Here is a 25,006-nt window from a genome sequence, read left to right on the forward strand (position 1 = left end):
GATTATAAATTTGTTTTTCTTAATAGAACATTATTATTAAAATACACATTAAAAATTAGAAACTTGAGCTTCTATTTTTTCCCAATTTTCCATTAAAGAATCAACTTTTGCTTTTTTTGCTTTGTATTTTTCGAAAAAATTAGGTCTAGATGAAACTTCATCATAATTATTTGCAAGTTCAATATCTATTTTAGCAATTTCTGTTTCTAAATCAGATATTTCTGTTTCTATATTAGAAAGCTTATTTTTTAATTTTTTAAGCTGTTTCTCTTGGTCTCTAGATAATTGATGTGCTTCTTTCTTAGAAGAATCTTTATCAACCTTAACAACAGTTCTCTTTTCTGCTTCTCTTAAGCTTTCAATTTTATGTTGCTCTAAGAAATAATCTATATCTCCTAAATACTCTTTAATTTCTTTATCTTTAAAACCATATACGGTACTAGTTAATCCTTGTAAAAAATCTCTATCATGAGACACTACAATTAAAGTTCCGTTAAATTGCCTTAAAGCTTCTTTTAAAACCGTTTTAGACGCAATATCTAAGTGATTGGTTGGCTCATCCATTATTAAAACATTAAATGGTTGTAATAATAATTTACATAATGCCAATCTATTTCTTTCTCCTCCAGAAAGTACTTTTGCTTTTTTATCTACAGCGTCTCCACCAAATAAGAACGAACCTAACATATCTCTAACTCTCATTCTGTTAGTATCTGTTGCAGCGTCTTCCATAATTTCTAACACTGTTTTTTCTGGTGGTAATTCTTCTGATTGATTTTGAGCAAAATAACCAACTTCTACGTTATGCCCCAGTTTTAGATGCCCTCCAAAAGGAATTTCTCCAACCATCATTTTTGCTAAAGTAGATTTTCCTTGACCATTTTGACCTACAAAAGCAATTTTACTATTTCTTTCAATAAGTAAGTCTACACCTTCTAAAACATGCTTTTCGCCATAACTTTTACTTAACCCTTCAGCTTCAACAATAATTTTACCTGGCTCTTTCGATATTGCAAAACGCACATTCATTGCCTGATTATCATCTTGATCAACTTCAATTAACTCTACTTTATCTAGCTGTTTCATTAAAGACTGAGCCATAGAAGCTTTACTTGCTTTAGCTTTAAATTTGTTTATTAAATGCTGCTTTTGTTTAATCTCCTTTTCTTGATTTTTTTGAGCCTGTAATTGTTTTTCTTTAATTTCTCCTCTTAGTAGTAAAAACTGAGAATACGGCTTCTTGTAATCGTAAATCTGACCCAAAGAAATCTCTATTGTTCTATTCGTTACATTATCTAAAAACATTTTATCATGAGAAACCAATACGATAGCACCTGCATATCCTTTTAAAAAGTTTTCTAACCAAATAATAGATTCTATATCTAAGTGATTGGTAGGCTCATCGAGCAAAAGAATATCATTGTTTTGTAATAATAATTTAGCCAATTCAATACGCATTCTCCAACCTCCAGAAAAAGTGTCTGTAAGTTTATCAAAATCTTCTCTTTGAAACCCTAAACCTTGTAAAATCTTTTCAGTATCACCTTGATAGTTATAACCTCCTAAAAGTTCATAACGTTCTGTATTATCTGTTAAATCGTGTATTAATTGCGTGTAAGCTTCACTTTCATAATCAGTTCTAGTAGCTAATTGCTCATTAATTTCATCAAGTTTTAATTCGATTTCTTTAATTTCTTCAAACGCTTGGTATGCTTCTTCTAAAATTGTTCTTCCTTCAACAAAATCTATATCTTGTCTTAAAAAACCCATTCTTATATCTTTATCAAAAGCCATAGTACCACCACTACTTTCTATATCCTTAGAAAGCACTTTTAAAAGTGTAGATTTTCCTGCTCCATTTTTTCCAATTAGACCAATTCTATCTCCTTTATTTAATTTGAAAGTAATTCCTGAAAATAAATCAGTTCCCATAAAGGAAACTGTTAAGTTGTGTACGTTTAACATTAAATTTGCTTAATTTTGTAATTTGCAAAACTAACTAAAAAATTACAGTTTATCATGTTTAAAAAAGGGACAAAATTATACAGCATAACTAAAGGTAAATGCCCTAAATGTCATGAAGGAGATTTTTTTAGATTTGGATTCACTTTCAATCCATCAAAAGTTACTAAAATACATGATAATTGCTCTAATTGTAATTTAAAATATATGCTAGAGCCTTCTTTTTTCTACGGAGCTATGTATATAAATTATGGTATTACTGTAGCAATTTCTGTAATTGCATTTTTAATTGCAAAAATTGGGTTTCAATTAAACCTATTCCAATCATTTATATCAGTATTTACAGTTCTGATTTTATTAGCGCCATTAAATTTGAGATTAGCCAGAATTCTTTGGATAAATATGTTTGTGTCTTTTGAAACTAAAACGAATTAATCTTTTTTACGAAACCTTTTAATATCTATTTCTACGTCTAGCTCTTCACTATTTTCTAGGTGATTAAATAAGTTTTTAGCTATTGTTGGTGCTATCATAACTCCACGAGTTCCTAAACCATTTAAAACTATTAATTGGAAATATTCGTCATGCACACCAACCAAAGGTCTTCTACCTGCAACTGTGGGTCTTATTCCTGCGGATTGAGAAACAATTGTATAAGGCACATTAATTACTTTTTTTAATTTTTCTACTAATTCGTCTTTCCCTTCTTTTGATGGATTAGAAGTTTTATCAGTCCAATTAAAAGTAGCTCCTACTTTGTAGTTATTATCACCCAAAGGAAGTACAAATAGTGTAGATTTTAATAGAAAATCAATATTTAACTCAGGTGCATTTATTGTTAGCAACTCTCCTTTGGCTTCGTTTAATGGAAGGTGATTAAAAAATGGATTTTGTTGAATGCCAAAACCTTCGCAAAAAACAATTTTAGAAGCAGTAATATTATTATAAGTAACATCATCCTTATTAAATATTATTTGCTGATGCTTAAAGTTCTCAAAACGAATTAAGTTTTTTCCTTTTAAATAATCTCTATAAGACTCAACTAATTTGTGTGTGTCTATTCTACCTGTTTCGTTTACATTACCGAAACAAAAGTCTGCAATAACTCCGTTATAAGATTGATTATCTAAAATAGGGTCTAAATAATCAATCAATTTCGGCTTATCTAAAGCAGTAAACCAATTATTCTGATCTTCTATAGATTTAAAAGCTTTTTTAATAACAAATTTTTTATCAATTTTAATATCTAATCGATCTTCAATCTTTTTATAAAATGGAAGTGCTACTTCTAATTGTTTTTTAGCATTCCAAACTGGTGTAAATCTTTTTAAAATAACTGGATTATATACTCCGCCCGCAACAAGTGAAGAGCTTTGAGAGTTATCTTCAAATACCAAAAAATTTTTACCCGCTTCAATTAACTCTTCAACAAAAGCAATACCTGCCAATCCTAAACCTACAATTATATAATCTAATTTCACACTGCAAAAATACTTCTTAAATTTTTAATTGGATTTTATTTGAGAAACATTCTTAAATAAATTAAGCATAAAAAAAGCGTTCCAAAATTGGAACGCTTTTTTTATATTTTAATAAAATTATGTTTAGTAATTCCACATATCCATTTCTCTATTTCTAATATCTTCTTTTATTTTATTTGCTTCTAAAAGCTGAAATAAAGAGTTCCCTCTTACATAATCTTCAATAGCTCTATTTCCATATATATTTTCCTCTCTAACAATTACCGAACTAAACCTACGTGCATTCAATAAATGATCATAAGAAATTGGTTGTGATGAGTTTTTAGGATTAAAAACCTTAGCATTATGTAAAACATCTCTTGCGTTTGGGAAGAAAATCCAAAACAACTCGTATAAATTTTCATCTTCAACATTTTCAACACCAATAGTCTGTACGTCTTTTCCCATAGGAGCTAATGCTAATAATCGGTATTTCATTTCACCTTGACGCTTATCAAAATACCACATTCCTTTTAACATGTATCCTTCTACATCTTGTGTTTGAATTCTAAATGTATCTGTATATCCGTTTTCTTCTCTAACATTAACTAATCTAGAATCAATTTCATCTTGAGTAATTTTAGAGGTGAAAAAAGAATCTGTATATGCTTCTTTAATTTTGCCTTGTTTAATTCCTTTAATTAAAGAATCGAACAAAGATCTTCTGTTAGAAGAAATACTTGTAGTATCGATAGGAAAATAATATGGTAAATTTATTTTTTGATTCAAGTCAATAAATTCCCAAACAACTTTAGACCACATGATATCTCTATCATCTACATATCCATAAGGAATTGGGGCATCATTATCTGAAGTTAATTGTTGTTCGTTTTTTTTACCAATATCACTTACAGACTTTGCGTTTAGTAAATTTGATTGCGCATTTACTATACCAGAAGTCAGAAAGACTAAAAATATTATGAAACAATTTCTAACCATATTCATTTTTTTAATTTCTAATTTGTTAATTCGATATTAACAGGCAATACCTTTTTAAGCTTATAAGAATTTCCAATAATAGAAGCTTTAATATCATAAATATTAATAATATCTCCTCTTTTAGCTTTAGATAATTTTTGCTTTGCAGCTGCATTTAACCTAGAACCATTAACAATAATTGTTAATTGACCTGGTACTTTTATTTTAAAGCTATTAACTTGTAATTTTAAATCGAACATAAAATCTGGTAAACCTGCGCTAATTGGTGCATTAGACAAACCTGATTTTGGCATTCTTACAGTACCAAATTGATTACGTACAGACCCCATGGCAGCTGGTATATCTTTAACTCTAAAAGTCTTTTTAGAATTTACAGTTTTACCACTACTTAGTTTTGCACTTACATTAATTACAGCAGTATTTCCTGCTCCTGGTCTCATACTGTATTTTCCTCTACTACCTGTTAACCTTCCTCCAGTTGCAGATACATTTAAGTTATTATCTCCAACACCAGGTAAAGAAACTGAAATTGGATTATCTAAACCTCTATAAACAACATTCATAGCATCTGCAGAAACTACTGCATTGCTAGGTTCTGGTATTACTGAATAAGAACTTTCAAAATCAACATTTACAGGTTTTCCATCTTGAGTAAACGTTATTTGTCCTTTAATATCATGATTACCAACATTACCTGCTGGCATATCTATAATAACTTGTCCGTCTTTTATATTCGTATATGGTCTTCTATTAAGTGTAACCTTATCTGGAACCATAGTTGCATCATAACGACCAAGTACAATTTTACCTGTAACTTTTTCACCTGCAAAATATGCATTCTTATCTAACGCTACAATACCTTTATAATTATCTAATGATAATGCCTCTTCTAATTTACCTCCTAATAAACCAGATACTATATCTGCTTCAGTATTTTTAATATCAGCCTGCATTTGTGTAAGATTCGTTAAAGAAGCTACTAGAGGAAATCCTTCGTATCTATAATTTAACCATGGTACTACATTACCATCTTTATTTGTTGCGTCTGTTGTATTAAATCTTTTATTAATTAGAGACTCAAAACTATTACCAGAACCTAGTTCTGCGTTTACATTTGTTCTATAATTATTAATTTTATCTAGGAACTCTTGTCCTTCTGGAGTAAAACCATCACCTTTAAAAAAGTAAGTATCCAAAAAGTCTGTTTTATCCATAGATTCATAATCATTTTTTTCTTCTATATCAGAAGTCATTTTAGTCTTTAATTCGGCTAAATATGAATAAAAATCAGATGAATGTTTCTTAATTTTTATAGCTTGTTCATTTAGTTTTCCAAACTTTGCAGATTGCTCTGAAGCTTTTGTTGCTAAATTAGCGTATGATAATTTATTTTTTTCTGTTGTTGATGCATTATTAGACACCAATTTCTCGTTCATAAAACCAAAAGCAGATAAAACTTCTTTACTCATGTTCATTGCTAACATTGCAATAAATACAAGATACATTAAGTTTATCATCTTCTGTCTTGCGGACATTTTTCCTCCTGCCATTCTTAATTAGTTTTTAAGTTAAAAATTTAGTGCACTAATTATTTATTTGACATTGCAGAAAGCATGTTCCCATAAACTCCATTAAGAGAAGATAAATTCTTAGCTAAAGAATCCATTTGTTCTTTTAATTTTTCTGCATTTTCTGCAACTGCAGAATTCATTTCTGTTTGTTTTTTAGAATTCTCTACTTGTACTTTATACAAGTTATTTAAAGTTTCCATTTGAGCAGCAGCCATAGATACTTGCTCATTATATTTATTTGTTGATGAAACAGATTCTGATGCTGCAGATAATCCTTCTGCTGCACCTTGAAAGTTTTTCATACTACTTCCTAAACTACTCATTAATGCTGAATCTATTTTTGCTTCTTGTAATAGATTGTCTAATTTTTGGGATAACATACCATCTGCTCCAACTTTTTCTTCAGAAGAGAAACCTTCTGTTCCTAACTCCGGATAAACTTTAGTCCAATCAAAATCATCTTCTGGAGTATCAAATGCAGAAATAGCAAATACTAATGCTTCAGTTACTAAACCAATAGTTAACATTAAACCTCCTGTTAAAAAACCATAAGATATATGTTGAATTTTAAATAACGCTCCAATGATAACAACTGCTGCTCCCATTCCGTATACGAAATTCATTGTTTTTTTATAAGATCTTGATTGTGCCATACTTTTAAAATATTTTTTTATTTGAGTTTGAATTAATTTTACTTGTTTGAGGTACCTATATAATTTTGTACTGTTCTAAAACCGATATAACTTCTTGCTGTATCTGCATATTCATAATCTCTAGAACTTACTTCTAAATAATATGCTACATCTTTCCAAGAACCTCCTCTAATTATTTTTCTTCTATTTTTTCTATCTTCTACATTTGGGTTCATCGTAGAAGCCATGTAATAAGAAGATAAATTATAAGCTGTATTTGTCCATTCTGCTACATTTCCTGCCATATTATACAAACCGTAGTCATTAGCATTAAATGATTTTGCCTCCATTGTATATAAAGCTCCATCAACAGAATAGTTACCTCTAACAGGTTTAAAGTTTGCTAAGAAACAACCTCTATCGCTAGTTGTACTTCCTGTTCCCCAAGGGTATGTTGCAAATTCCAATCCGCCTCTTGCAGCATATTCCCATTCTGCTTCTGTTGGTAATCTAAAATCTGGCACTTGAGTTGCATTTTTTCTTGTTCTTAAATAATCGTTTTTCTTTTTGTTCTCCAGTTACAAAAAGCATTTGCTTGTTCCCAAGTAACACCAACAACAGGATAATCTCCATAAGATTGATGATAAAAATAATCTTGGTGCATTGGATCGTTATAAGAATAATTAAAATCTTTTACCCAAACTGTTGTATCAGGGTATATATTTAAAACCTCTGTTTGCACAAAATCTTTTCGGTTACCTCCTTTTCTTGCTGCATTATCTCTATCAAACCAAGAGTATTTGTAGTTTAAAAATTTAGTATTAAAAGTTCTTATTCCATCAACAGCTTCTTCTCTATCAATAAATAAAGAATCCATTACTTCTACATAATCTACATCTGGAAACTCTTCTTTTTTCCAAATAATTTCCTCATCCCAATTTAAAGGTTGAATTGTATCAAAACTATAATAGTTTTCGTACATATATTTTTGGTAAGGTGTAGCATTAGCTACTGTATCTTTAAATTTATAATTTTGAATTCCTCCAGACGGAAGCACTCCATTTGCATTAGGAGTAGCACCTAAACCTGCAAATTCTGCTTGATATGCTAATTTAGTTCTAACCACAGAATCTCTAACCCAGTTTACAAATGCTTTATATTCGTTATTTGTAATCTCAGTTTCATCCATATAATATGGTCTAACAGTTACGGTTTTTGTAGGCGTATTCATTGTTCCTACTACATCTTCATCTTGTTTACCCATAGTAAATGATCCTCCAGGAACAAGCACCATTTCATGAGGCTTTTCTGAAAACCATTTCTTCTTCACTTTTACACCTACTAATTCTCCCCTATCGTTAGAACCACAGCTGTAAAAAACAGTTATTAAAAGTGCAAATATTGCTGCTTTCTTCATATTTTATTCTTGTCTTTACTAAAAGTTCGTAAACCTATTATTTTTTTTCTAAAATACAATGTTGAAACCGAATTTTAACGTATTGTTTTTTACTATTATTAATTACATCATTTTTTTCATAGCCTTATACCATCTTTCTGGAATAATTTGCTTTGTAGCCTGAACGTAATCTTGGTATGTACATGGTATTAACGCATGTCTTTTGTATTTATTATCTGATAAAATTTTAATCTCGATCCACCAACGTCCTGTTTTATTACTTTTATAAAATGTTAAAGGATCATCTTCTTCAAGTAAAACCGTAAATTTTTGATAATTTTCTTTCCCTGAAAAAGGATAGTCTTTTACTCTAAAATTAACTCCTTCAATAAAATACCAAATCATTTGCGATATTAAATTGGCTGTTTGATAATTATTATCAAATTTAGAGTTGTATTCATAAATACCAAAAGAAGATACTTTATCACTTATTCCTGCATATCTAGCAATAGCGCAAATCTCTTCGCCATAAAAACCATTTGGTGAAGCATTATTATTTGCTGGAGCTTCACTTTGTCTAACAGCTCCCATATCTATAGAAACAATATCTGCATTTCTAAAAGCGGGTTCAATATTTTCTAACTCTTTTGCTTTTCCTAATCTATATGCATCAAAAAATAAATTATCTAATAATTGTATTTCTTCTTGAGCGTTAAAGTAAGTTTGATAACCAACATTACTATAATTAAACAAATTATTAGGTTGTTGCATTATAATTTTACTCAAATAAGATTGTGAGGTTAATTCATCTTCTATATCTCCTAAATCAAATCTGCTATCTACAGCAGTAATATTTACAGATTGCTCCAACTTATCATAAGCTCTGTAATTTACATATGTAATATCTTGACCTCCACCAATTATAATAGGGATAATATTCTTTTTTAACAAACCTGTTATAATTTCTGAAACTGCGAAATAGGTGTCTGCAACGGTATTCCCTTTTTGAACATTTCCTAAATCCGCAATCTCTGTTTCCCATTTTCCTGGAAATAAGTCATACAGTTTTTTACGAATAATGTGTAAGTTTTCGCCACAACCAAAATTGTTTTGAGAATTCCTATCTTCTTGAACCCCAAATATTGCAATTTGCACATTATCTAAATCTGGAAAATCATCTTCACTAGAATGAATTCTAATTTTATTACCAAAACACATAGGTGATTGCAATAGTAAATGCTCTAAAACAGATTCTTTTACAGGGGATAAAAAGTCTTGACTCATCAATTTTTTTTAACTTAGGCATGCAAGATACCTAAATATTTATTTCTTTTTTACAGTTTTCTTTCTTGTAGTCGTTTTCTTTTTCGCTGCTTTTTTCTTTGGCGTTTTTGCCTCAATCATTTTAACAGCTTCAGCTTTAGAAAGCTTTTCTATTTCTGTTGTTTTTGGTAATTCAATTTTTATTTTTCCTTTAATCACATTAAATCTACCCCAACGCGCTTTTTCTACACGAATAGCAACATCTTCCCAATTATGGATAACTTTATCTATTTCTTTTTGTTTTTTAACCTCAATTAATTCAATAATATTGGCTTCTGTAAGATTATCAAAATCGTATTTTTTATTTACATTAATAAAAATTCCGTTCCATTTTAAGAAAGGTCCAAAACGTCCAACTCCTTTTTGCACAGGTAAATCTTCGTAATGATAAATTGGTGCATCTGCTTTTTGTTTTGCAACAATTAATTCTTGTGCTCTTGGCAAATCTACTTCCATTGGGTTTTCTCCTTTATCAAGAGAAACAAACATAGTTCCGAAGCGAATATAAGGTCCAAAACGACCGTTAGAAACAATTACCTCTTCACCTTCATAAGTACCTAACGTTTTTGGAAGCAAGAATAATTCTAATGCTTCCTCCATAGTTATTGTACCTAAATTTTGATCTTTATTTAAGCTAGCAAATACTTTTTCTTCATCTTCCGGCGCTCCAATTTGTGCAATTGGCCCAAATTTACCTAAACGTACTAAAACTGTTTTTCCTGTTTCTGGGTGTTTTCCTAAAATACGCTCTCCACTTTCTCTCTCTGCATTTTCTTTAACATCTTCTACAGTTTCATGAAAATTTGTATAAAAACCTTTTATCATTTCTATCCAATCTTCATCTCCTTCAGAAATATCATCAAAAGAACTTTCTACTTTCGCCGTAAAACCAAAATCTAAAATATTAGAAAAATTAGCTACTAAAAAGTCGTTTACAATATTACCAATATCGGTTGGCACTAATTTATTTTTATTAGAACCAGTTTTCTCCGTTAAAGTTTGGCTTTTTACAGTTCCTGCAGTTAAAATCATTTGCTCGTAACCTCTTTCTAATCCTTCATCTTCTCCTTTTTCTACATAACCTCTTCTTTGAACAGTAGAAATTGTTGGCGCATACGTAGACGGACGTCCAATACCCAATTCTTCTAATTGCTTTACTAAAGATGCTTCTGTAAAACGGTAAGGCGGACTTGTAAATCTTTGCGTTGCGTTTATAAACGTATAATCTAATGCTTCTCCAACCTTTAAGTTAGGTAACATTCCTGCTTGCTCTTCATCTTCATTATCATTTCCTTCTAAATACACTTTAAGAAAACCATCAAACTTTATCATTTCTCCGTTTGCAGTAAAGATTTTTGCGTTTTCAGAATTTTCAATCTTAAAATTGGTTCTTTCTAATTGCGCATCACTCATTTGAGAAGCTAATGTTCTTTTCCAAATTAAATCATACAATCTGTTTTGATCATATTCTGAATCTATTGAATGCATTTTCATGTTTGTAGGTCTAATTGCTTCATGCGCTTCTTGAGCTCCTTTTGCTTTCGACTTAAAAACACGTTGTTTACTATATTCTTTTCCGTAATAATTTGTAATTTCTTCTTCAGCCGCATCTCTTGCATCTACAGATAAGTTTACACTATCTGTTCTCATATAAGTAATTAAACCGGCTTCGTATAAACGCTGTGCAACTTGCATTGTTTTGGCAACAGGAAAACCTAATTTTCTTGATGCTTCTTGCTGTAATGTTGATGTTGTAAATGGTGCTGCTGGAGATTTCTTTGCTGGCTTTTTTGTTAAATCAGCAATAGAAAAATCTGCATTAGCACAAGATTCTAAGAAACTTTCTGCAGCTTTTTTAGAATCGAAATTCTTTGGTATAGCAGCCTTAAATTTCTTTCCTTCGTTGTTAGAAAATTCTGCAACAACTTTATAATGTGTTTCAGATGTAAAATCCTGAATACTTCTTTCTCTTTCTACTATTAAACGTACGGCAACAGATTGAACTCTACCCGCAGATAATCCACCTTTAACTTTACGCCATAAAACTGGTGATAATTCGTACCCAACAAGCCTATCTAAAACTCTACGCGCTTGTTGTGCGTTTACCATATTGTAATCTATATCTCTAGGATTCTCAACTGCTTTTAAAATTGCTTTTTTAGTAATTTCATGAAAAACAATACGTTTTGTATTTTCTTCTTTTAAATCTAATTGCTCTTTTAAATGCCACGCAATAGCTTCTCCCTCTCTATCCTCATCACTTGCTAACCAAACAGTATCTACTTTTTTTGCTAAACTCTTAAGTTTTTTAACTACAGGTTTCTTATCATCAGATATAATATATTTTGGACTAAAATCTCCTTCTACATCTATACCCAACTCTTTGGATGGTAAATCTGCTATATGCCCATAACTAGATTCTACTTGAAAGTCTTTTCCAAGAAATTTCTCTATGGTTTTTGCTTTTGCTGGTGACTCTACTATTACTAAATTCTTTGCCATTGTCTTTTCTTTTGTCGTAATCAACACAACATTAACTGTGTGTTTTAGAAATGCAAAAGTATGCAGTTTTTTTTATAAAAAATTATTTCGTTAGTTTTCATCTAATAATTAACAGAATTAAAGCGCTATTTTTCTGCCAATTTGTCATTAAAAATGATTTTTGGTTGTATCTTTGCTCTCCTTTAAATGGTAAATTGATACATGGAACAAGTAGAAAAAATCATCGACGAAAAAATACAAGGTAAAGCTCTTGTAACAGAAAATAAAAAGGATAACACTAAAAAATTATTTATTGAAAGCTATGGCTGTCAAATGAATATGAATGATAGTGAAATTGTTGCTGCTATTTTAGATAAAGAAGGTTACAATACAACACAAATTCTTGAAGAAGCAGACTTAGTGTTAGTAAACACCTGTTCTATAAGAGAGAAGGCAGAAACCTCTGTACGAAAAAGATTACAAAAATATAATCGTGTAAAACAAGAATCTAACAAAAAAATGAAGGTTGGCGTTTTAGGATGTATGGCAGAACGTTTAAAAGAAAAATTTTTAGAAGAAGAAAAAATTGTTGATTTAGTTGTTGGCCCAGACGCTTATAAAGATTTACCAAACTTATTAGAAGAAGTATATGAAGGAAGAGATGCAGTAAACGTAATCTTATCTAAAGAAGAAACGTATGGAGATATCTCTCCTGTACGTTTAAATACTAATGGAGTTACGGCATTTGTATCTATTACAAGAGGCTGTGATAACATGTGTACTTTTTGTGTTGTTCCGTTTACACGTGGACGAGAAAGAAGTCGTGATCCTAAAAGTATTTTAGAAGAAATTCAATCTATGGTTGATAAAAACTTCAAAGAAATTACGCTACTTGGGCAAAATGTAGATAGTTTTTTATGGTTTGGAGGTGGTTTAAAAAAGGATTTTAAAAAAGCTACAGAAATGGCACAAGCAACCGCTGTAGATTTTGCGCAATTGTTAGATATGTGCGCAACTAAGTTTCCAAAAACACGCTTTCGCTTTTCTACATCTAATCCGCAAGACATGAGTTTAGATGTAATTCATACAATGGCTAAACACAAAAATATTTGTAAATATTTGCATTTACCTGTTCAAAGTGGTAGTAACGCCATGTTAAAAGCCATGAATAGACAACATACTCGTGAAGAATACAAAACTCTAATTGACAATATTTTTAAAATTGTTCCAGAAATGTCTTTATCACAAGATATGATTGTTGGCTTCTGTGGAGAAACAGAAGATGATCATAAAGATACTTTAGAGTTAATGGAGTATGTAAAATACGATTTCGGTTTTATGTTTACCTACTCAGAAAGACCAGGAACATTAGCTGGTAAAAAGATGGAAGATGATGTGCCTTTTGAAGTAAAAAAAGAAGGTTACAAGAAGTTATCGACTTACAACAAAAACACGCACTTTATAGAACACAACAACATTTAGGTAAAATAGAAGAATTTTTAATTGAAGGCACTTCTAAGAAAAACCAAAATGAATGGAAAGGAAGAAACACACAAAACACTGTTGCAGTTTTTGCTAAAGGAGATTATAAATTAGGAGATTTTGTAATGGTTAAAGTTGAAGATTGCACGTCTGCAACTTTAAAAGGAACTGTTGTTGGGTATTCTGATAATAATTAATTTTTAGAAACGAGAAGCAAGAGACAAGACATAAGTCAATTTCTTTTCTCTCTATTCTTTTTTCTCTATTCTAAAGAAAGATATGGAAAATTTACAAGCATTAAAACAACGTTTCGGAATTATTGGTAACGACCCGCACCTTAACAGAGCATTAGAAAAAGCTGTAAGAGTTGCGCCTACAGATATATCTGTTTTAGTAACAGGAGAGAGTGGTGTTGGTAAAGAAAACATCCCTAAAATAGTGCACTCTTTATCTCACAGAAAACATGCTAAATACATTGCTGTAAACTGTGGGGCAATACCAGAAGGAACTATTGACAGCGAACTATTTGGTCATGAAAAAGGAGCTTTTACTGGCGCAACACAAGACAGAAAAGGATATTTTGAAGTAGCTGATGGCGGAACAATTTTCTTAGATGAAGTTGGAGAATTACCTTTAACAACACAAGTACGTTTATTACGTGTTTTAGAAAATGGTGAATTTATAAAAGTTGGTTCTTCTAAAGTACTAAAAACAGATGTAAGAATTGTTGCTGCTACAAATGTAAACATGCAGTCTGCCATCGAAAAAGAAAAATTTAGAGAAGATTTATATTATAGATTAAGTACCGTTGAAATTCATTTACCTGCATTAAGAGAGCGTAATGATGACATCCACTTACTGTTTAGAAAATTTGCTTCAGATTTTGCTCAAAAATACAGAATGCCATCAATTAGATTAGATGAAAATGCAATTAGTGTTTTATTAAACTATCGTTTTCCTGGAAATATTCGTCAGCTTAAAAATTTAGCAGAACAAATTTCTGTTATTGAAGAAGAAAGAATTGTTTCTGCAGTAAAGTTGCAACAATACTTACCTAATAATAATGGTAATTTACCCGCTGTAATTGGTGGTAAAAAAGAGAATGATTTTTCTACAGAAAGAGATATAATGTATAAAATATTGTTCGATATGCGTAACGATATTAATGATTTAAAGAAATTAACTCTAGATTTGATGAAAAACGGAGACGTTGAACAAGTGCAAGAAGAAAATCATCAACTGATAGAAAAAATATATCGAGATCAAAACACCCAAAATACAAACATAGAAGTAATGAATATTCCGCAGAATACATCTGCAGAAAAAGATTATGATTTTATTGAGACTATTGAAGAGGATGAATCTTTATCTTTACAAGAGAAAGAAGTTGAAATGATTAAAAAGTCTCTTGAGAAAAATAGCAACAAACGCAAACTTGCTGCTAAAGAATTGGGAATTTCTGAAAGAACTTTATATAGAAAAATTAAACAATACGATTTGTAAAATATTGGCATTTGCTTAAACATTAAATTGTTTATTAAAAAAATCATAAGTCGATGAATTTTGAATTTTTATCAAATTATATCGATAACTTTATAAAATTATGAAGAAAATTATTTTATCACTAATAATTATTACAACTTTAATTGGTTGTGGCGCATATTCTTTTACCGGAGGAAACACGGGTGACGCAAAAACTATACAAATTGATTTTTTCCCTAATCAAGCTCCCTTAGTAGAGCCAGCATTAACACAACGTTTTACAAACGATTTACAAGACTTATTTACACGTCAAACAAACCTAACACTCACTAATTCTAACGGAGATTTACATTTTAGTGGAGAAATTACTGGATACAGAGTTACTCCTTTAAGCGGAACTTCTGCACAAACTGCTGCACAAAACAGATTAACTGTTACTGTAAATGTTCGTTTCGAAAATAAATTAGAAGAAAAAGATGATTTTGAAAAGAATTTCTCTTTTTATTCGGATTTTGACGCTAACTCTCAATTAACAGGTAGCATTCTAGAGAATGCTTTAGATGAGATCTTAGAACGTTTAACTCAAGATATATTTAACGCTTCGGTTGCAAAATGGTAGAACATAAAAACACAAATCAAAAAGAGCAAGATATTCAGCAATTACAAACTGCTGAATTAAGGTCTGTTATTGATGAGTTTCCTTATTTTCAATCTGTAAGAGCTTTATACCTAAAAAGTTTAAAAAACCAAAATAGCTTTAAATATAATAACGAATTAAAAATTACAGCTGCATATACAACTGATAGAAGTGTTTTATTTGATTTTATAACTTCAAAAAAATTTAATACTAAAAATGAAGACAGTAAAATTAAAACTGAAGAAACTATTCCGAATAAAAATATTTCAGAAGTAAAAATAGCACCTTTAGAAATAGTAGAAAAAGCAATAATTGAACCTATTGTAGAAGCTGAAGAAAAACTAGAAATTGGTAAACCGATTACGTTTTCTAGTTCAGAAAGCCACTCTTTTAACCAATGGCTTCAATTATCAACAAAGAAACCTATTGTTAGAAAAGAGACACCAAAAAAACGAATTCTGAAAAAGGTAGAATTAATTGAGAAATTTATTCAGAACAATCCTAAAATAAGCCCTTTAACTAAAGACAAAAATGTTTCAATCTCTATAGCACAAAACAAACAAGATTCATCTTTAATGACAGAGACTTTAGCTAAAGTTTACCTAGAACAAAAGAAGTACGAAAACGCTATTCAAGCATACCGAATTTTAAGTTTGAAATATCCAGAAAAAAGTGGTTTCTTTGCAGACCAAATTAAAAGAATACAAATTTTACAAAAAAATAGATCATGAGTTATACAGCATTTTTAATCCTAATATTAATTGTAGCGATTGCTTTAATATTAATAGTGATGGTTCAAAACCCTAAAGGTGGAGGTTTATCTTCTTCTTTTGGTGGCGGTGGTGCACAATCTTTAGGCGGTGTACAAAACACAAATAATTTCTTAGACAGAACAACTTGGACTTTAGGTATTGCAATGTTTGCTTTAATATTATTAGCCAACTTTGCTATTCCAAGAGAAGGTGAAAATAATGTTAACTTAAATAATACCTTAGACGGTATTGAAACAACTACTACTCCTGTAGAAAATAGTATTCCTTCTACTAATGATAGTATTAAGTAAGCAACAATATAAAAAAGATATAAATGCCAACGTGAATGACACGTTGGCATTTTTTTTGCGTAAAAAATAGCTAAAAAATCAATCAAAGAAAAAATGTCAGTTTTAATATAATGGCACAATTTCTGACTATTACTAAACGTAATTAATAAACTTATTATCAAAAAATATATAAAAATGGGATTAAACATTAAACCTTTAGCAGATAGAGTTCTTGTAGAACCAGCTCCAGCAGAAACTAAAACAGCATCTGGATTAATTATACCTGATAACGCAAAAGAAAAACCACAAAAAGGAACTGTTGTTGCTATTGGAAATGGTAAAATTGACGAGCCTTTAACTGTAAAGGTTGGAGATACTGTATTATATGGAAAATATGGTGGTACAGATTTAAAACTAGAAGGGAAAGATTATTTAATGATGCGTGAATCTGATATTTTAGCGATTATTTAAAATTGCTATTTGCTATTAGCTTTTGGCTTTTAGCACTATAAATTAATAATATAACTAAGTCAATAGCGTAAAGCTAAAGGCAAAAAGCGAAAATAAAAATGGCAAAAGATATAAAATTTGATATAGAAGCTAGAGACGGCTTAAAACGAGGAGTTGATGCGTTAGCAAATGCTGTAAAAGTAACTTTAGGACCAAAAGGAAGAAATGTAATTATTTCTAAATCTTTTGGAGCTCCAACAGTAACTAAAGATGGTGTTTCTGTCGCTAAAGAAGTTGAGTTAGAAAACGAGCTAGAAAACATGGGAGCTCAAATGGTAAAAGAAGTTGCTTCTAAAACTAATGATTTAGCTGGTGATGGAACTACTACTGCTACTGTTTTAGCGCAAGCAATTGTAAAGGAAGGCTTAAAAAATGTTGCTGCAGGTGCAAATCCTATGGACTTAAAAAGAGGGATTGACAAAGCTGTAACTGCAATTGTAGCCGATTTAGAAAAACAAACTCAAAAAGTTGGTAATTCTTCAGATAAAATTCAACAAGTTGCTTCTATTTCCGCAAATAACGATGCTGTTATTGGAGATTTAATTGCAACTGCATTTGGTAAAGTTGGTAAAGAAGGTGTTATTACTGTAGAAGAAGCAAAAGGAACAGACACATATGTAGATGTTGTAGAAGGTATGCAATTTGATAGAGGTTTTTTATCTCCATATTTTGTTACTGATGCAGACAAAATGATTGCAGATTTAGAAAATCCTTATGTTTTATTATTTGATAAAAAGATTTCTAATTTACAAGAAATACTTCCAATATTAGAGCCAGTTTCTCAATCTGGAAGACCATTATTAATCATTGCTGAAGATGTAGATGGACAAGCATTAGCTACTTTAGTAGTAAACAAATTAAGAGGTGGATTAAAAATTGCTGCTGTAAAAGCTCCTGGATTTGGAGACAGAAGAAAAGCAATGTTAGAAGATATCGCTATCTTAACTGGAGGAACTGTAATTTCTGAAGAAAGAGGATTTTCATTAGAAAATGCAACTTTAGATTTATTAGGAACTGCTGAAGGAATTACAATTGACAAAGACAATACTACTATTGTAAATGGTTCTGGAGATGCAGATGCAATTAAAGCAAGAGTAGGTCAAATTAAATCTCAAATAGAAACTACTACTTCTGATTATGATAAAGAAAAACTACAAGAGCGTTTAGCAAAATTAGCTGGTGGTGTTGCAGTTTTATATGTAGGTGCAGCTTCTGAAGTAGAGATGAAAGAAAAGAAAGACAGAGTTGATGATGCATTACACGCTACAAGAGCTGCTGTAGAAGAAGGTATTGTTGCAGGTGGTGGAGTTGCTTTAGTACGTGCAAAAAAAGTATTAGAGAAAATTACAACCGATAATTTAGATGAAACTACAGGTGTACAAATTGTAAACAAAGCAATTGAATCTCCTTTAAGAACTATTGTTGAAAATGCAGGTGGAGAAGGTTCTGTAGTTATTAATAAAGTTTTAGAAGGTAAAAAAGACTTTGGTTACGATGCTAAATCAGATCAATATGTAAACATGTTAGATGCTGGAATTATAGATCCTAAAAAAGTAACTCGTGTTGCTTTAGAAAATGCAGCTTCTGTTGCTGGTATGATTCTTACAACTGAATGCGCATTAATCGATATTAAAGAAGATACTCCTGCTGGCGGAATGCCTCCTATGGGTGGTGGAATGCCAGGAATGATGTAGTTATTAATAATAACAGGCAAGTATTTTTTCTTGCTTAATCTGTAAAATAAAAATCCGTTAGAAATAATTTCTAACGGATTTTCGTATTTTTATAGAAATAAACACTAACTATCCTTTAACTTATTGGCATAGAAATTGATAATATAACTCTCAAAAAACTTATGACTAAAAAAACCTCTTCTTTATAATGCTTAGTTTTTGCATAACTCAATTATCTAGTCAAAACAACTCAATCGATACTTTCGAAGCTAAAGTTGGTGAATATTTTAATTTAGATTATGAAACTTTTTACACGCATGTAAATAAAACTACTTTTTTTAAAAATGAAGAAATTTGGTTTAAGACTTATGTTTATAACACCAAAACTCAACTTCCTTACATGAGCGCTACAAACATCTATACTAGCCTTTACAATGAAGATGGTAAGCTTATAACAAAAAAATATACGCTGCTAGCGAAGGTATGATGAATGGTAATATTAAAATTGATTCTACTTATAAAACAGGAACATATTACTTAAAAACGAATACTAATTGGTCTAAAAACTTTAGCCTCAATAATAGTTTTGTTCAAAAAATTGAAATCATTAACAAAATAGATAAATCCAAAAAAAGAAGAACAAGTTAAGTTATCATATGATTTTCAACTTTTACCGGAAGGAGGCCATCTAATTCAAGAAATACCGAATACTGTTGGGTTTAAAATTATAAATTCATTTGGTAAAAGCGCTAACATATCTTTAGGAATGTTAATGGACTCTAACAATGAAATTATCACCCTATTTAAAGGCAATAAATTTGGTCTTGGTAAATTTGTTTTTAAACCTCAAAAAGGTAAAAATTATCATTGCAAAATAACATTAAAAGACGGGGAAGTTATTACCAAAAAAATTGAAAGCATAACTCATAAAGGTATCGGCTTAAATGTAATAAATCATAAATTAAAAAATACAATTATAAACATAAACACAAACGAAGATACTCTACCAGAATTAATAAATGAATCTTGTTATTTAATTATTCATAGAGATGGTTTAATTAAAAAAATTGAAGTTCCTTTCATAAAAAACAAGCTAAACTATTCCTTTAAAATTAAAAAATCTCTTTTACATAGCGGAATTAACATTGTTACTTTATTAAATCCGAAGATGAAACCAATTGCAGAAAGAATAATATTTAACGATTATAATTCTCCTATAAAAAATATTAATGTTAAAGAAATTACAAAAGAAAAAGACTCTAGTATTATAAAACTACAGGTAACAGATTCCGAAATTAAAAATATCAATTTAAGTATTTCTGTTCTACCTTCTAAAACAAAGGCTAACAAACACAACTCAAGTATTGTTTCCTCTTTATTAATAAACCCATATATAAAAGGTAAAATAGAAAATCCTTGGTACTATTTTAACAAAATTAATAGCGAGAAAAAGTACAACCTAGATTTACTATTACTAACGCAAGGTTGGAGCAAATATTATTGGGGAGATATTTTTAACAATCCACCTAAAATATCTTATAATTTTGAAACAGGTTTTTTAATAAAAGGTAAAATTAATACTACGTTTAAAAAAGGAGATAAAATGATTGTTCAATCTAAAGAAAATGGATTTTCTCAAGAATCTGTTATTTCAAAAGAAGGGATTTTCACTTTTAATAAGCTTTTTATAGCGGAAAATAGCACAATTAATTTTTCTTTAAAGAGTAAAAAAGAAAAATACAAAAAGCCAAAAATATATTATAACATATACCCAACATACATTTATAACTTACTTAGAATAAATAAAAAAGACAACCCAAATTCAATCTTTTTAAGTGAAGATTTAGAATCTTTTACATTTGATAAAAAAGCTATTATTTTAGATGAAGTTAAGATAAAATCAGCTAATGTTAAACCGAAACCGAAAAACTCTCCAAGAGGTATGTTTTTAGCGAAACATATAAATTTTGAAAACATACAAAACCAAAGCACACTAATAACAGAAAAACTAAGGCCATATTTTAACGTATCTAATAATGGAGGAGTTGTATCCATTACCTCTAGAAGATATAGAAGCCTCTATACTCAAAGTAAACCTGTTGTGTTTTTAGATAATGTAAATATTTCTGAAAGTTTAGATATTATTGCAGACTTAAGAGTTTTTGAAACAGAAGAAATGTTTGTTTCAACAAGCAACTCTAGTATTTATAACGCAGCTGGTGTAATACATCTTTATACAAAAAGAGGTGTTTCAAAACCTAATGAAAATAAATATTCAGACTCAACTGTTGGTTTTGGTTTCTCTATTCCAAAAAAATATTACAACCCTATATATAATGAACTAAATGAAGAGAATTTTAAAAGTTATGGTGTGTTAAATTGGGTTCCTAATTTAACTAGAGATGAAAACGGAGAATTATCTTTTAAAATTTCGAATAAGTTTGACGGTCCAATAAATTTATACATAGAAGGTATCTATAAAGACGGGTTTCTTTTTTCAAAAATAAAAACAATATCCAGCCATATAAGCTTCTAATAATAAAAATCCGATAGAAACATTTCTATCGGATTTTTATTAACTTCTTATTGTTTTTTCTGCTTTTTTAAACCTCCTTTATGGTCTAAAACAATTTCCTCATCTCTATACTTACAACAAGGGTGTACAGAATTATAAGCCTCATCTTCTGCTTTTAAAGTCTTCTTATTTACTCCAACTACATCATGCCCAACTTTTAAAATGTTTTTTTGAATGGCAGAAACATCCGTTTTACGCTCATCCATAATAACGTTTAACTGATGTGTTTCTACGCTCCAAATAGCAAATTTTACACCTTTAGATTTTAAAGCAGCAGTTTCAATTCGCTTTTTACACATACCGCAAATACCATCTACTTCGAAAGAAATTTTAGCATTTTTTTCTTTTTAACCTCTTGTGATTGTACAGAAAAGCCAATCATAAACAAACATATTACTACTATTATTTTTTTCATTTTTATTGATTTTAATTATTATAAACTTCGGTTACTTTATCTTAAAACGTAATCCGGCATAAAATGCTCTACCAAAAATTGGAGAGTATATAATTGTGGTGTCAAAACTTGTACCAAAAGGGTCGTCACTTGCTAAAATAGGATTATCTTGTTTAACATTTGTTATATTCTCTGCTCCCATATATATTTCAAACCGATTAGAAAATACTTTTGTTATCTGTGAATTTAACAATTGATAAGCATCCGAAAATTCTGCTAATTGGTATTGTACAGGGTTTGAGCTTGTACTTGGCAATCTTTGTTTACCTATATTATTAAAAGTAACGTCAAATTTCCATTGACTATCATTATCTTTTAAATGAGTTTCATAAGATAAGTTAGCAAAAAATCTGTTTTTTGGCTGAATTGGTTTCTGCAAATTACCACTTTTAAAATCTGTAGAGATATCAAAATATTTATAGGCTGTTCTTAAATTAAAATGTTCTGCTAAATTATAACTCAATTCTACCTGAAAACTATTAGCTATACTTTTACCTTCTAAATCATAAAACGATATTTCTTGTGGGTTTTCCCAATCTACAACAACTTGATTTTCGAAGTTTGTTTGATAATAATCAAACGTAATATCACCTTTCTTTTCGAATAAATTAAACTTCTGCATATAAGAAACTCCATAATTCCAAGCTACTTCAGGGTTTAGTCCATAAATATTTCCATCAACATCATCAATATTTATTTGCCTATTACTTGCAAATAATTGTTGGTTTTCTGCAAAAATATTAGCACTTCTTTTTCCTCTACCCGCAGAAGCTCTAAAAACTCCTTTTTCCCAAGGAACATAACGAAGATGCAATCTTGGTGTAACAAAAAATCCTAACAAATTATGTGTATCTGCACGCAAACCAGCAGTAAAACTAAAGTTCTCTAAATTAGAGAAAGCATATTCAAAAAACACTCCTACAGATTTTTCATTTCTACTAAAATCTGTTGTATTTACAAGTTCATCAAATTTATCGTACGTAAAATTAAATCCAGTTTTAAACTTATTTCTTGTATCTCCAATTATAGAATTAAAAATGATATTCGAATACACACTTTCGTGTTTAACATCATAAACATTTAATCCAAAATAAGAATCTTGCTCATGATTGCTATATGCCATTTGAAAACCAATACTTTGAAAAGGTAATTCGGGAAAAACATACCCTAATTTAGCTGATGTTTCAAATCGTCTCGTATCAATTTCACTTCCCCAAGCATTTGTTGTTCCTTTATCTAAAGCCGGATTAAAATCTATTTCTCCTGTTTGCTTTTCATCGTTTAAAAAACGAACATTTATAAAACTTACCCAACCTTTTTCGGCATCTGTAAACTGCCATCTATTCATTACATTTATCTGATTTGCTAACGGAGCATCTAAAAAGTTATCATTATTTTTATCAAATTTTTCACCTCTATAATTTCCATGCACATACAAACCTGTTTGCCATTTGTCCGACACTTTTTGATTAAGATGTGTGTTTAACTCTAATCTACCATTTAAGGATGAATAGGCATTTAAGAAAAATTTATTATCAGAAAACGGCTTTACCAATTCTGCATTTATTTGACCAGATATACTCTCAAATCCGTTTACAACAGAACCTGCTCCTTTTGTAATTTGTATACTTTCTACCCAAGTTCCTGGTGTAAATGTGAGCCCGAAAACCTGACTTGCTCCTCTAACCGAAGGAATATTCTCTTCAGTAATTAACAAATACGGACTTGTTAAACCTAACATTTCTATTTGTTTTGTACCTGTTAAAGCATCAGAAAAACTAACATCTATAGAAGGGTTGGTTTCAAAACTTTCTGCTAGATTACAACATGCAGCTTTTAATAATTCATCAGAATTTACCGTAAAAACATTTGCTGTTGTTAAAAACGATTTTTGAATTGCCTTTCTTTTACTTCTTATTGTTACCTCTTCTAACTCGCCTGCTTGGGTTAAAAAATGATGAATTGGTTTTAAATTAGAAACTGTTATTGTATCGGTTTTATACCCTAAATAACTTATTACTAACTTCTTGTAAGATGCTTTATAATCAATTACAAACCAACCTTTACTATTTGTTATTGCACTTACATTTGTATCTAGCCAATGAACACTAACTCCTTCGACTCCTAAATTATTTTTGGGGTTATCTCTATCCATAATCATCCCTTTAAAAGTTGATTGAGAAAAGAGAATAATTGGGATAAATAGTAGAATACTACTTATAATATATTTTTTCATTATATGTTTTTTGATTTTATTTAATAACAAGACTATTTTCCATCTTAAAAAGATGAAAGTTCTAGGTAAAAAAAAGAATCAAATTAGGAAAGTCTGATATAAGACCTGATAATCTATTCGAATATCTGGTGGAGAAAAATCTTTATAAAAATTATTTTTAGATTCAGTTTCTAAAAATAACTCTTTATAAGAAATAAAATAAGCAGTTAAAAACTGTACTTTTTCGAAGGTGAAGTTTTCAATTTTATTTATTTGAAGTTCATCTTGTCCTTCAAATTTCTGAACCTCGTCTTTACAACAGTTTTTCTTTTTTGTAAATGCAGCTGCATCCATATTCATTGCACAACCTTCTGTTTCTCCTGTAAAAGAAACATCAACTAAAAAATCTCCACAATAATGTTTATCTACCGTAAAAGAAAAGGTAGAAAACAACACTAAAAATGCTAATGCTATGGATGATATTTTTGTGAAAAATTGTTTCATTATCTAAATGCAAATTTACAAAAAGTTATACTAACTTAATGTTAAAACAATTTTCTTGTAAGTTTTTAACTAAAAAAACGAATAATATAGTCAAAAAGTAATTTTTGAATTATTTTTGCAATCAATTTTAGATACATTATGAATTTAGCAGCTTTACAACAAGAAATAGATACAATTTTAGTATCTGCAGCAACCAAAAAAGAAAAATTACAAGGAATTTGTGATTTTTTAGAAGGTGAAATTTCTTATTATGATTGGGTAGGTTTTTATTTTAAAAACGGTGATAAAAACGAACTAAAACTAGCACAATATACTGGTGAGGAAACTGAGCATACTATTATCCCTTTTGGAAAAGGTATTTGCGGGCAAGTTGCTGTAAGTAACGAAAACTTTGTGGTGCAAGATGTTTCTGAGCAAGACAATTATATTTCTTGTGGTTGGAAAGTAAAATCTGAAATTGTAATTCCTATTTTTGTAAACGAAGAAAACATTGGTCAAATAGATATCGATTCTCATACAGCAAATACGTTTACAGAAAACGATACAGAACTACTAGAATATATTTGTAAAAAAGTTTCAAAAATATTATAATTTTTAACTTTTATTTA

Annotated in this window: 20 protein-coding genes and 2 pseudogenes; 11 read left to right on the forward strand and 11 right to left on the reverse strand. The window is 29.8% G+C overall.

What is annotated here, in order from left to right; genetic code table 11:
- Positions 1-48: 48 nt before the first annotated feature.
- Positions 49-1,965 carry an ABC-F family ATP-binding cassette domain-containing protein gene (locus N5A56_RS11575; protein WP_265725593.1) on the reverse strand — a complete coding sequence of 639 codons (1,917 nt, stop codon included), beginning with the start codon at positions 1,963-1,965 and terminating at the stop codon, positions 49-51.
- Between the two features lie 54 nt (positions 1,966-2,019).
- Between N5A56_RS11575 and N5A56_RS11580 the strand changes: the two genes are divergently transcribed.
- A complete protein-coding gene (locus N5A56_RS11580) occupies positions 2,020-2,397 on the forward strand; it encodes a DUF983 domain-containing protein (RefSeq protein WP_265725594.1) in 378 nt (125 codons plus the stop codon).
- Here N5A56_RS11580 and N5A56_RS11585 read toward each other — a convergent pair.
- The 7 genes and pseudogenes from N5A56_RS11585 to topA all read right to left on the reverse strand — a co-directional run bounded on the left by N5A56_RS11585 (position 2,394) and on the right by topA (position 11,845).
- On the reverse strand, positions 2,394-3,443 hold the full coding sequence (locus tag N5A56_RS11585; protein ID WP_265725595.1) for an NAD(P)/FAD-dependent oxidoreductase: 1,050 nt from the start codon (positions 3,441-3,443) through the stop codon (positions 2,394-2,396). The two genes, N5A56_RS11580 and N5A56_RS11585, sit on opposite strands and share 4 nt — an antisense overlap.
- Positions 3,444-3,566: 123 nt before the next feature.
- A complete protein-coding gene (gene porN / locus N5A56_RS11590) occupies positions 3,567-4,421 on the reverse strand; it encodes a type IX secretion system ring subunit PorN/GldN (RefSeq protein ID WP_274270423.1) in 855 nt (284 codons plus the stop codon).
- A gap of 17 nt (positions 4,422-4,438) precedes the next feature.
- A complete protein-coding gene (gene porM / locus N5A56_RS11595) occupies positions 4,439-5,971 on the reverse strand; it encodes a type IX secretion system motor protein PorM/GldM (protein ID WP_274270424.1) in 1,533 nt (510 codons plus the stop codon).
- Positions 5,972-6,009: 38 nt separating this feature from the next.
- A complete protein-coding gene (gene porL, locus N5A56_RS11600) occupies positions 6,010-6,645 on the reverse strand; it encodes a type IX secretion system motor protein PorL/GldL (protein WP_265725596.1) in 636 nt (211 codons plus the stop codon).
- Positions 6,646-6,683: 38 nt separating this feature from the next.
- Positions 6,684-8,041 (reverse strand): annotated as a pseudogene (porK, locus tag N5A56_RS11605) (T9SS ring complex lipoprotein PorK/GldK).
- A gap of 102 nt (positions 8,042-8,143) precedes the next feature.
- Entirely contained in the window at positions 8,144-9,304 is a 1,161-nt protein-coding gene (locus N5A56_RS11610) for a formimidoylglutamase (protein ID WP_265726141.1), read from the reverse strand.
- 39 nt (positions 9,305-9,343) lie between these two features.
- A complete protein-coding gene (topA, locus tag N5A56_RS11615) occupies positions 9,344-11,845 on the reverse strand; it encodes a type I DNA topoisomerase (RefSeq protein ID WP_265725597.1) in 2,502 nt (833 codons plus the stop codon).
- Between the two features lie 201 nt (positions 11,846-12,046).
- On the opposite strand from topA, the pseudogene miaB reads away from it, so the two are divergent.
- The 9 genes and pseudogenes from miaB to N5A56_RS11660 all read left to right on the forward strand — a co-directional run bounded on the left by miaB (position 12,047) and on the right by N5A56_RS11660 (position 21,186).
- Positions 12,047-13,503: pseudogene (gene miaB / locus N5A56_RS11620) on the forward strand (tRNA (N6-isopentenyl adenosine(37)-C2)-methylthiotransferase MiaB).
- 82 nt (positions 13,504-13,585) lie between these two features.
- Complete coding sequence (locus N5A56_RS11625) at positions 13,586-14,809, forward strand: sigma 54-interacting transcriptional regulator (RefSeq protein WP_265725598.1); 1,224 nt, start codon at positions 13,586-13,588, stop codon at positions 14,807-14,809.
- Between the two features lie 100 nt (positions 14,810-14,909).
- Entirely contained in the window at positions 14,910-15,407 is a 498-nt protein-coding gene (locus N5A56_RS11630) for an LptE family protein (protein ID WP_265725599.1), read from the forward strand.
- Positions 15,401-16,156 carry a hypothetical protein gene (locus N5A56_RS11635; RefSeq protein WP_265725600.1) on the forward strand — a complete coding sequence of 252 codons (756 nt, stop codon included), beginning with the start codon at positions 15,401-15,403 and terminating at the stop codon, positions 16,154-16,156. Before N5A56_RS11630 ends, N5A56_RS11635 begins: the two co-directional genes overlap by 7 nt.
- Positions 16,153-16,488 carry a preprotein translocase subunit SecG gene (gene secG, locus N5A56_RS11640; RefSeq protein ID WP_265725601.1) on the forward strand — a complete coding sequence of 112 codons (336 nt, stop codon included), beginning with the start codon at positions 16,153-16,155 and terminating at the stop codon, positions 16,486-16,488. Before N5A56_RS11635 ends, secG begins: the two co-directional genes overlap by 4 nt.
- 174 nt (positions 16,489-16,662) lie before the next feature.
- Positions 16,663-16,938, forward strand: a complete 276-nt coding sequence (locus N5A56_RS11645; protein ID WP_265725602.1) for a co-chaperone GroES — start codon at positions 16,663-16,665, stop codon at positions 16,936-16,938.
- 98 nt (positions 16,939-17,036) lie between these two features.
- Positions 17,037-18,671: a chaperonin GroEL gene (gene groL / locus N5A56_RS11650; protein ID WP_265725603.1), complete on the forward strand. Its 1,635-nt coding sequence runs from the start codon at positions 17,037-17,039 to the stop codon at positions 18,669-18,671.
- A 187-nt stretch (positions 18,672-18,858) separates the two neighbouring features.
- Positions 18,859-19,137 (forward strand): hypothetical protein, encoded by a 279-nt coding sequence (locus N5A56_RS11655; protein ID WP_274270425.1) that lies wholly within the window; start codon positions 18,859-18,861, stop codon positions 19,135-19,137.
- 285 nt (positions 19,138-19,422) lie between these two features.
- Positions 19,423-21,186: a hypothetical protein gene (locus tag N5A56_RS11660; RefSeq protein ID WP_265725605.1), complete on the forward strand. Its 1,764-nt coding sequence runs from the start codon at positions 19,423-19,425 to the stop codon at positions 21,184-21,186.
- Between the two features lie 47 nt (positions 21,187-21,233).
- Here the strand turns inward: N5A56_RS11660 and N5A56_RS11665 are convergent, their stop codons facing one another.
- The 3 genes from N5A56_RS11665 to N5A56_RS11675 all read right to left on the reverse strand — a co-directional run bounded on the left by N5A56_RS11665 (position 21,234) and on the right by N5A56_RS11675 (position 24,398).
- Positions 21,234-21,524, reverse strand: coding sequence for a heavy-metal-associated domain-containing protein (locus N5A56_RS11665; protein ID WP_265725606.1), 291 nt, complete (start codon positions 21,522-21,524; stop codon positions 21,234-21,236).
- A gap of 147 nt (positions 21,525-21,671) precedes the next feature.
- On the reverse strand, positions 21,672-23,915 hold the full coding sequence (locus N5A56_RS11670; protein ID WP_265725607.1) for a TonB-dependent receptor: 2,244 nt from the start codon (positions 23,913-23,915) through the stop codon (positions 21,672-21,674).
- A gap of 78 nt (positions 23,916-23,993) precedes the next feature.
- Positions 23,994-24,398, reverse strand: a complete 405-nt coding sequence (locus tag N5A56_RS11675) for an HYC_CC_PP family protein (RefSeq protein WP_265725608.1) — start codon at positions 24,396-24,398, stop codon at positions 23,994-23,996.
- A 138-nt stretch (positions 24,399-24,536) separates the two neighbouring features.
- Here N5A56_RS11675 and N5A56_RS11680 point away from each other — a divergent pair, with 138 nt between their 5' ends.
- Positions 24,537-24,989: a GAF domain-containing protein gene (locus N5A56_RS11680; protein ID WP_265725609.1), complete on the forward strand. Its 453-nt coding sequence runs from the start codon at positions 24,537-24,539 to the stop codon at positions 24,987-24,989.
- The last annotated feature ends 17 nt before the right edge of the window (positions 24,990-25,006 follow it).

Source organism: Polaribacter ponticola, assembly GCF_026191475.2.
GTDB classification, from domain to species: domain Bacteria; phylum Bacteroidota; class Bacteroidia; order Flavobacteriales; family Flavobacteriaceae; genus Polaribacter; species Polaribacter ponticola.

Excerpts from the sequence above, each read along its gene's own strand:
- N5A56_RS11575 (WP_265725593.1), bottom strand. The coding sequence starts at position 1,965 with ATGTTAAACGTACACAACTTAACAGTTTCCTTTATGGGAACTGATTTA.
- N5A56_RS11580 (WP_265725594.1), top strand. The coding sequence starts at position 2,020 with ATGTTTAAAAAAGGGACAAAATTATACAGCATAACTAAAGGTAAATGC.
- porN (WP_274270423.1), bottom strand. The coding sequence starts at position 4,421 with ATGGTTAGAAATTGTTTCATAATATTTTTAGTCTTTCTGACTTCTGGT.
- porM (WP_274270424.1), bottom strand. The coding sequence starts at position 5,971 with ATGGCAGGAGGAAAAATGTCCGCAAGACAGAAGATGATAAACTTAATG.
- porL (WP_265725596.1), bottom strand. The coding sequence starts at position 6,645 with ATGGCACAATCAAGATCTTATAAAAAAACAATGAATTTCGTATACGGA.
- N5A56_RS11610 (WP_265726141.1), bottom strand. The coding sequence starts at position 9,304 with ATGAGTCAAGACTTTTTATCCCCTGTAAAAGAATCTGTTTTAGAGCAT.
- topA (WP_265725597.1), bottom strand. The coding sequence starts at position 11,845 with ATGGCAAAGAATTTAGTAATAGTAGAGTCACCAGCAAAAGCAAAAACC.
- N5A56_RS11625 (WP_265725598.1), top strand. The coding sequence starts at position 13,586 with ATGGAAAATTTACAAGCATTAAAACAACGTTTCGGAATTATTGGTAAC.
- N5A56_RS11630 (WP_265725599.1), top strand. The coding sequence starts at position 14,910 with ATGAAGAAAATTATTTTATCACTAATAATTATTACAACTTTAATTGGT.
- N5A56_RS11635 (WP_265725600.1), top strand. The coding sequence starts at position 15,401 with ATGGTAGAACATAAAAACACAAATCAAAAAGAGCAAGATATTCAGCAA.
- secG (WP_265725601.1), top strand. The coding sequence starts at position 16,153 with ATGAGTTATACAGCATTTTTAATCCTAATATTAATTGTAGCGATTGCT.
- N5A56_RS11645 (WP_265725602.1), top strand. The coding sequence starts at position 16,663 with ATGGGATTAAACATTAAACCTTTAGCAGATAGAGTTCTTGTAGAACCA.
- groL (WP_265725603.1), top strand. The coding sequence starts at position 17,037 with ATGGCAAAAGATATAAAATTTGATATAGAAGCTAGAGACGGCTTAAAA.
- N5A56_RS11655 (WP_274270425.1), top strand. The coding sequence starts at position 18,859 with ATGCTTAGTTTTTGCATAACTCAATTATCTAGTCAAAACAACTCAATC.
- N5A56_RS11660 (WP_265725605.1), top strand. The coding sequence starts at position 19,423 with ATGGACTCTAACAATGAAATTATCACCCTATTTAAAGGCAATAAATTT.
- N5A56_RS11665 (WP_265725606.1), bottom strand. The coding sequence starts at position 21,524 with ATGTGTAAAAAGCGAATTGAAACTGCTGCTTTAAAATCTAAAGGTGTA.
- N5A56_RS11670 (WP_265725607.1), bottom strand. The coding sequence starts at position 23,915 with ATGAAAAAATATATTATAAGTAGTATTCTACTATTTATCCCAATTATT.
- N5A56_RS11675 (WP_265725608.1), bottom strand. The coding sequence starts at position 24,398 with ATGAAACAATTTTTCACAAAAATATCATCCATAGCATTAGCATTTTTA.
- N5A56_RS11680 (WP_265725609.1), top strand. The coding sequence starts at position 24,537 with ATGAATTTAGCAGCTTTACAACAAGAAATAGATACAATTTTAGTATCT.